Source organism: Collinsella provencensis (assembly GCF_900199705.1).
Classification (GTDB): domain Bacteria; phylum Actinomycetota; class Coriobacteriia; order Coriobacteriales; family Coriobacteriaceae; genus Collinsella; species Collinsella provencensis.
In genome coordinates this window covers 1496059-1502839 of record NZ_LT904908.1, presented here as the reverse complement: position 1 = coordinate 1502839, position 6781 = coordinate 1496059, and the positions used below count along the sequence as shown (strand labels likewise).

Here is a 6781-nt window from a genome sequence, read left to right as displayed (position 1 = left end):
CTGGGAATGGCGGTATCGCTGTACTCGCATTTCACGTTCGAGCGCGCCGACGAGCTGTGCATCACCGGATGTCCCGAGGAGTTCCAAAACGAGGACAACCTCGTCTACGTTTCGTTTGTCGACGCACTGCGCGAGTGGGGCGAGCAGCCCTTCCCCGTCAAGCTGCATATCGAAACCGACGTGCCCGTGGCGCGCGGCCTGGGCAGCAGCTCCACCTGCGTCGTCGCTGGCATCATGGCCGCTGCGGCACTCACCGGGCACACCGTGGCCCGTGCCGAGCTGGTGCGCATCGCCACGGCGGTCGAGGGGCATCCCGACAACGTTGCGCCCGCCATCCTGGGTGGAGCCGTGTGCTCGTTCACGCCCGAGGGCGGGCTCCCGCGCTGCCTGCGCTACGAGGTCTCCGACCGCCTGCGGTTCCTCACCGTCATCCCGCCCTACGAGGTCCACACGAGCGACGCGCGCAAGGTCGTGCCGCAGCAGGTGCCGCTGTCGACGGCGGTCTGGCAGATGGGGCGCATCGCGGGCATGACGCGCGGCTTGGAAACCGGCGACCTTGCACTTATCGCCGACGCCTGCGACGACCGCCTTCAGGAGCCCTACCGCCGTGCGCTCATCCCCGACTACGACGCTATCCGCGCGACGTGTCTCGAGGGCGGCGCGGGAACGCTTTGGATCTCGGGCTCGGGCTCCACGCTCATGACCGTGACCGACGACACCATCGTGGCGAAGTTCCTGCAAGTGCGCCTGCGCGAGCAGTTCCCTGCGTGCGACACGCATATCCTCACCTGCGACACCGAGGGTGCGCAGATCGAGTATCTGTAACAGTGGAACGGGCGACGGCATTTACCCTCGCCCGTTCGGCCCAACGTTATCTGTACTCGTTCTCCATTGCCTATACCCGCCCTCTATTGCTTATGGATTAATGCCTTTTGAAGCCTCCAAAGTGCAGAAAACCATAGGCAACTGAACGGGAAGTATGAACTAGCTCAGGAGACGAACGTTACGCGCCCGCGCAGCGATGCGCCTCAGCACGACCGGCACGCAGCCCGCGAATAACCGCCTCGCGCAAAACGGGGATGCGAGTCTTATCCATGGCGGGCGTGTCCTTGAGCGGATACTCGATGCCAAGGCGCTCGTACTTCGCCACGCCCATGGTATGGTACGGCAACAATTCCAACCCGATCACGTTGTGCCACGGAGCGATAAGGCGACCAAGCGCCTCGCACTCTTCCTCGGTGTCGGTGATACCCGGCACGATCACATGGCGAATGATCGCCTTAATCTGCCGACGCGCGAGTTCATCGCCAAACGCCAAGATGCGCGCGGAGTCACATCCCGTAAGCTGCTTGTGACCCGCCGGATCGCTGTGTTTGATATCGAGCAGCACGAGGTCCGTCTCGGAAAGAACCCGTTCAAAACGCTCGGGCTTTTTTGGATTGTACGCATAACCGCAGCTATCTAGACAGGTATGCACCCGACCGTGCGGGTCGGCGTGCATGGCGTAAAACAGGTCACCCACAAACTCGGGCTGTAGCAACGGCTCGCCGCCCGTCACCGTGATGCCGCCCGAACGATAAAACGGGCGATTGTTCTCGAACTCTTCCGCGATCTTCTCAACTGTAATCGGGGTGCCCACGTCAGGTCCAACAGCCCAGGTATCGGGGTTATGGCAATACGCGCAACGCATGGGACAGCCCTGGACAAACACTACAAAGCGCATGCCCGGGCCATCCACGGTACCCATAGTTTCGATGGAATGAATGCGTCCCACGGTATAACGCGACTGCGCCGAACCCGCCGTATGATCCATGTCGACATCTGCCATATTCAGCACTTCCTTTGCTTGAATGTCGTCTTCAAGCTTAGCGCAACAGCTGTAAGTGGAACTGCAGCGCCCTTCTTGTTGCAAAATCGCTGCAATCCAAAGGCGTTATCCCCTGATTTCGAAAAGAATGTTAGAGAAACGCTTCACTCGTTGCGAAATTCTGAAGGTAAACCGGGACTTCTTGAGTAGACAGTGATTTTGCAGGTACTTTCGATCTCGTTTTACCAGTTGAGCGCTTTATTCTAATAAAGTGTACTTTGGACTTTAGGTTTTACCTTCAGAATTTCGAAACGAATGTGACCACACCGTAAACGGGAGCGATCCCAACAACATTTACCATGCTGGAAACAGACGCAGAACGCACTGAAAAAAAGGGGGCGCGGCCCCAGTGGCGTTGACCATGTCGGGCACGAGTGCAGAATGCATGCATGCGTTCTGCACAGGCTATGCACGCTGTTTACGCAGGTGCCCCATGCGGGAAACGATAAGCAGCGCCACCACTGCAAGCGCCCCCATGATGGCAAGAACCGGCATGTAGGATCCACACGCCTCGGCAAGGATGCCCGCTCCAAACGATCCCACCATCGAACCGAAGATGCTGTACGTGTTCACAATCGCCATGTTCTGGGCAAGGTTTTCCTGTCCCCACTCACGGCGCGTGATAAATGGCATGGTCACGATGGCAGCGCCCCACGAAAGACCGAACAGCAAACACGCAATGAGCTGCAGGCCAACGCTAACTTGCGCAAGCGATGCCGCCATGGCAAGCGGGGCCAACATTGCAATCACCGCAATACCGCGCATGGTGCGGATGCTGCCCAAGCGATCGAGCAACATACCGCCGCCCAAACGACCAAAACCGCTTCCGATGTTCACAAAACCGATGATGAGCGCAGCGGCCATATCGTCAACACCGAGCGAAAGCGGCAGCTCGCGGCCAAGACCGGTGATGCCCATACCGTTGGAACCCACACAGAACAGGAACAAAAACTCGAGGTAAAACACCGGAGAATGGAACATCTGCACGAGCGATTCGCGGGCACCCAAAACACGGGGAGCCGATTCGTGTACTGCGGATTTGCGCGCTGCAAGACCGCATGCCTCAGAATCGCGCACCGTAGAAGCACTCGTCGAGAGATCCGCACTCATACGACTCGCCGCAGAGCATTTGTCCGTGCATCTATCCGCATGGTCGCCCCTATCTTGGGCGCTATCGCCAGACAGACCCAGCTCTTCGCCGCGAGGAACGCGAATCACAAACGCACAAACCACGATGATGAGCGCAAACACCGCTCCTACCAGCGCAATCACAGGACGCCAGGCAACTTTTGCGTACAGACCCGTAATCACCGGTCCCAGCAGAAAACCGCCCATGCCAAAGCCCATGAGGCACACGCCCTGGGCAAGACCGGGCTTATCGGGAAACCACCAGCTCACGACTGGAATAACGATGTTGTACACCACGCCGATGCCGAAGCTCGCCAGCACGCCGTAGGTAACGCATACCTGCACCAGACTTCCGTCGCCCGTCGCGGCAGCAGTGCCCAAAAAGCCAGCAAGCAAAAACGCCGCACCCAGGATAAAGCCCGTGCGCGTCTTCTTGCGTCGCACGATCTGGCCCGCCAACAGGCCACCGATGGTGAACGACGAAATGGACAGCGCAAAGATGAGCGTCATGCCCGAAACCGGCCAGTTATGTTCGGCCTTAAGCGGAGCCAGCAGGACGGAGTACGCGTAAATGAGCCCCAAGAAAAGCAGGAGCGCCGTGCCCACTACCAAAACGACAACTCGTTTGGCGGAAACGGCGCTCACCTGCTGTTGCGCGGGCAATGTGTTAATCGCCGAGACGCTCATTGATCAGCTCGGAAATCTGAGAAGGCTCCGTAGCGGTGCGGATCACATTGCGGAACTCCTCGTCCATAAGGGCGCGGGCAATCTGGGCGAGCAGCGTGATGTGCGTGCTGCCGGCCTCGGCCTCGGGAACGAGCAGGGCGATACCCACGGTGATCTCGGAGCCGTCGATGGACTCCCAGTCGGCGATGGGGGCAGCGAAACGCACCACGATGACCGCGGCATCCTTGATGGCAGCAGTCTTGGCGTGCGGCACGGCGAAGCCGTCCATCATGCCCGTGGTACCCTCGGCCTCACGCGCGTCGAAGGCGGCCTTGACGGCAGCCTCGTCATCGGTGATGCCAAGCTCAAGAGCCTTGGCGGAAAGCAGGGCGAGCACCTCGTCCTTGGTGGTGCAGTCGACGTCGAGAAGAACCTGGTTGGGTTTTACGAAATCCATCATGGGGTCAATCCTTTCGAGGTTATCCGAGGTATTCAAGTGGGCGGCCCGCGCAAAACGAGCCGCCCCGTCCACAAGGGACACTACAAACACATTCCTATATTAGCGGGCAGCCTTGAGGATGTTCTCGATGTCCTCAACGTGCAGCTGCATGAAAGCGCCAGCGTGGTCGCCGCCGCGGGCGTCGACGGCGCCCTGAGCCATCTCGTGAATCTGCTCGTCGGTGGGTTCGATGCCAAGCTCGCCGAGCGTGGTGGGCATGCCGATGGCGTGGCACCACTGGTCCCAAGCCTCGATGCCGCGCAGGCCGGTTGCCTTGGGATCGTGGAAATCGTTCTGAACGCCCCAGACGTTCACCGCGAACTGGGCGAAACGAACCGGGTCGACGTCGATGACATACTTGGCCCAGCTGGACCAGATGGCGGTCAGACCAGCGCCGTGAGCGACATCGAACATGGCACCGATCTCGTGCTCGATGGCGTGGCAGGCGAAGTCGCCCACGCAACCCAGGCCGGTCAGGCCGTCATGGGACTTGGAGCCGGCGAGCAGCAGATTGGCGCGGGCGGCGTAGCTCTTGGGGTTGGCGAGCGCCTCGGGAACCATGGTCTTCACCGTGCGCAGCAGGCCCTCGGAAATCTCGTCGGTGAGCTCGGTGTGCTGCTCGAGCGTGAAGTAGCGCTCCATGGTGTGCATCATGATGTCGGCGCCGGGAGCGGCGGTCTGATACGCAGGCAACGAATAGGTGAGCTCTGGGTTCATGATGGCGAACAGCGGACGAGCGCACTCATGGTTGTAAGAGCGCTTGAGCATCTTGTCGCCCATGGTGTCGATGTTGATGACAGTGGAGTTCGAGGTCTCAGAACCGGTGCCGGCGAGCGTGGAAATAGCGCCGATCTTGGCGATCTTGGTGGTCGAAACCTTGCCGAGGAACAGGTCCTCGAGCTCGAAGTCGTTGGCAAGACCATAGGCAATGGCCTTGGAGGAGTCGATGGCGGAGCCGCCGCCGATGGCGAGCACGAAGTCGACGCCCTCCTTCTTGCAGAGCTCGACACCCTCCTTCACGAGGGACAGGCGCGGGTTGGGCACAACGCCGTCGAACTCGACGAACTCGACGCCCGCGTCCTTCAGGCCGGCCTCGACGCGATCGAGCAGACCGGTGGTGCGCACATAGTCGCCGCCCCAGTGAATGAGGGCCTTGCTGCCGCCGAACTCCTTGACCAGGCGACCGGCCTCAAGCTCGGTCTCCTTACCGAACACGATCTTGGTGGGAACGAGATACTCAAAATTGACCATTACTATCTCCTTATGTTGAGACGAACGTTAATAAAACCGATTTATAGGTGTCCCCCGCAGAACCCCGCGGCACCGCTTGCGCGGTAGCGCGTCGGGAACGACACGGAGAACTTACTCAGCGGTGAAGTACATCGAGATGCCCTGGCCGCCGCCGATGCACATGGACACCATGGCGTCCTTCTTCTCGGGGTGACGGACGGCCAGCTCGTAGGCGCACTTGATTGCCAGGATGGTGCCGGTGGCTCCGATGGGGTGGCCGACGGAGATACCGCCGCCGTAGATGTTCACCTTGTCGTGATCGAGGCCGAGGTCGCGCATGACGGCGTAAGCCTGACTGGCGAAGGCCTCGTTGATCTCGACCATGTCGATGTCCGCAAGGTTGAGGCCCAGCTTGTCGGCGAGCTTCTTGCTGGAATAGTACGGCGAGTAGCCCATGAGGGACGCGTCGAAGCCGGCAACCGCATAGCCGCGAATGGCGACCATGGGGGTGCAGCCGAGCTCCTCGGCCTTAGCGCGGGTCATGATGACCACGGCAGCCGCAGCGTCATTCAGGCTGGAGGAGTTAGCAGCGGTAACCGTGCCGGTGCCGTCGAACACGAAGCAGGGCTTCAGGCGAGCGAGGCTCTCAGCGGTAACGCCCGCACGCGGATTCTCGTCGGTGTCGAACAGGGTCACGTTGCCCTTGCGGTCCTTGAGTTCAACGGGGACGATCTCGTCCCTGTACACGCCGGCCTCGATGGCGGCGCAGGCGCGCTGCTGGCTCGTGGCGGCGAAGGCGTCCTGCTCCTCGCGGGAAACGTTGTACTTCTTGGCAACGTTCTCGGCGGTCACGCCGTTGTGGGACATGTCGAGCGGCCAGGTGAGGATGTCAATCACGCCGTCCTCGAACTGCTTGTGGCCCATGCGGGCGCCCCAGCGCGCGCTCGGCACGTAGTAGGGCAGCTGGGAGAGGTTTTCGGAACCGCCCGCAACGACGACCTCGCTGGCACCGGTCTGGATTTCCATGATGCCGTCGACGATGGACTGCAGACCAGAACCGCACTGACGGTTGACGGAATAGGCGCAGGTCTCATTGGGCAGACCGGCCTTGAGGCTGATCGAACGGGCAAGGAAGCCGTTCTCGCCCCAGGAGCCAACCTGGCCGATGATGCATTCGTCGACCACTGCGGGATCGATGCCAGCACGCTTGACGGCCTCGGCGACCACGAGGGCGCCCATATCGATGGCGGATGTGCCCTTGAGGCTGCCGCCGAACTTACCAACGGCGGTACGGGCACCGGAGACGATGACGATATCGTTTGCGTTCTTTTCCATGGAACATACTCCTAACAGCAGGAAGAACAAATAACGGAAGCAGGTATAAAAACAAC

The 6781-nt window shown here is 60.5% G+C and carries 6 protein-coding genes; 1 reads left to right on the top strand and 5 read right to left on the bottom strand.

The window, feature by feature from the left end; translation table 11 throughout:
* The coding region (gene thrB / locus C1711_RS06660; RefSeq protein ID WP_102338331.1) for a homoserine kinase at positions 1-825 on the top strand (825 nt) is incomplete at its 5' end.
* 178 nt (positions 826-1003) lie between these two features.
* Here the strand turns inward: thrB and pflA are convergent.
* The 5 genes from pflA to C1711_RS06635 form a co-directional block, all read right to left on the bottom strand.
* The gene (pflA, locus tag C1711_RS06655) at positions 1004-1828 is read right to left on the bottom strand and encodes a pyruvate formate-lyase-activating protein (RefSeq protein ID WP_102338330.1); all 825 of its coding nucleotides are present in this window, start codon (positions 1826-1828) and stop codon (positions 1004-1006) included.
* Between the two features lie 444 nt (positions 1829-2272).
* Positions 2273-3682 (bottom strand): MFS transporter, encoded by a 1410-nt coding sequence (locus C1711_RS06650; RefSeq protein WP_102338329.1) that lies wholly within the window; start codon positions 3680-3682, stop codon positions 2273-2275.
* The gene (locus tag C1711_RS06645) at positions 3663-4121 is read right to left on the bottom strand and encodes a PTS sugar transporter subunit IIA (protein ID WP_102338328.1); all 459 of its coding nucleotides are present in this window, start codon (positions 4119-4121) and stop codon (positions 3663-3665) included. Before C1711_RS06645 ends, C1711_RS06650 begins: the two co-directional genes overlap by 20 nt.
* 99 nt (positions 4122-4220) lie before the next feature.
* Positions 4221-5411 (bottom strand): iron-containing alcohol dehydrogenase, encoded by a 1191-nt coding sequence (locus C1711_RS06640; RefSeq protein ID WP_102338327.1) that lies wholly within the window; start codon positions 5409-5411, stop codon positions 4221-4223.
* Positions 5412-5522: 111 nt separating this feature from the next.
* Positions 5523-6725, bottom strand: a complete 1203-nt coding sequence (locus tag C1711_RS06635) for a thiolase family protein (protein WP_102338326.1) — start codon at positions 6723-6725, stop codon at positions 5523-5525.
* Between the last annotated feature and the right edge of the window lie 56 nt (positions 6726-6781).